The sequence below is a fragment of the Nesterenkonia flava genome, assembly GCF_031432335.1.
Lineage (GTDB): Bacteria > Actinomycetota > Actinomycetes > Actinomycetales > Micrococcaceae > Nesterenkonia > Nesterenkonia flava.
Genome location: NZ_JAVKGT010000072.1, coordinates 1 through 1,452, shown reverse-complemented (window position 1 = coordinate 1,452; position 1,452 = coordinate 1). Strand labels below are relative to the sequence as shown.

The following is a 1,452-nucleotide window of genomic DNA, read 5'->3' as shown; positions in this document are numbered from 1 at the left end:
GCCGTATTCAACCGGTGCTCGCAACAGTTGCCTGTTGGACTGAGCGTAGCTGATCTTCGAAGGCTTCGGCAGGTGTCCTCCAGCCTAGGATCCCTCGGGGCCGGTTATTCATCGCGGTGGCTATCGCAGCAATCTCCGCGGTGCTCCACCGTGAGAGGTCGGTGCCTTTCGGGAAGTACTGCCGCAGTAGCCCGTTGAGGTGTTCGTTGCTTCCGCGCTGCCACGGGCTCTTCGCGTCCGCGAAGTACACCGGGGTCTTGGTAGCCTCGGTGAAAAGAGCATGGGCTGAGAGCTCTTTGCCTCGATCCCAAGTCAATGACCGGCGCAGCGATGCTGGTACTGAACTCATGACGTTGATCAGGGCATCCTTCATCGTCAGTGCTCCATAGCCAGCCAGGGCGGGACCGTTCTTCTTCGGCGGGATGAGCCCATAGCCGACCTCCCGGGGCAAGTGCACCAGTATCGCGTAACGAGTGGTGCGCTCAATCAGGGTGGCCACCGCTGAGCGTTTCAACCCGATAATCAGGTCACCTTCCCAATGGCCAGCAACCTGGCGATCCTCAGCCTCCTTGGGGCGTTTGGCCAGCACCGTCTTGGCGGTGACATGAGCCCAGGCTTCCTGCCGGGTACGAGCCCGGGGCATCCGCTTGGTGCGGCCTCGGCGCAGGTGCCATGACTGCTTTCGCTCCAAGCCGCCGCGGGATTCGACGTAGAGGGCCTGATAGATCGCCTCATGGGAAATCCTCATGGTCGGGTCATCGGGGAACTCCATCGGTAACCGTTTCGCGATCTGCTGCGGGCTCCAGGCGGTGACCCACTCACGGTCACCGCGGTGTGGTTTGTTCTTCCCATCCCAGACCGGGCCATCCGGGCCGACGACCTCACCTTCAGCGGTGAGGATCTCACCGCTGAGCTTGTCCTGGACGTACTGACGAAGCCGTTCATTGGTGACCATCTTCGCGACCTTCGGACGGCGGGCACGCCGCTCTGCATGCCATTGAGCAGTTGAGGCCTTGTAGTCCAGCTGATACGTCCTGGTCGAAGCGTTACGTCGTAACTCCCGTGAGACCGTCGAGGGACTGCGGCCCAGCCGGCGGGCTATTTCTCGGACCCCGATCTCTTGGGCTCGCCATAAGGCGATTTCCTCCCGTTCTGAGGAAGAGATATACCGTCCCGAAACACTCGGAGTCAGTTGTGGATTCACGCCACCAGCATGCCTGAACCACCGGTGAGCTACAGGCTCGGAGACACCAGCAGCCTCACCGGCTTCCCTCGTCTTGGCCCCGGCTGCGATAGCCTGCCAAAACCGCACGCGGTCCTCACGCCAGGCCACTGTAGGACGCCCAGGAGAGACGATCTGACCGCGATACTCCCTTGCTCGTTTCTGCCTCGGGCCGATGCCCATCGAACACCTCCATCAGATAGGTGTTGCGACGACCACTTGAATACGGC

1 protein-coding gene is annotated in these 1,452 nt (G+C 61.6%); it reads right to left on the bottom strand.

Translation table 11 applies throughout. The features are described from left to right. Positions 1 to 7 precede the first annotated feature (7 nt). Positions 8 to 1,405, bottom strand: a complete 1,398-nt coding sequence (locus RH857_RS13480) for an IS30 family transposase (RefSeq protein ID WP_310538492.1) — start codon at positions 1,403 to 1,405, stop codon at positions 8 to 10. Between the last annotated feature and the right edge of the window lie 47 nt (positions 1,406 to 1,452).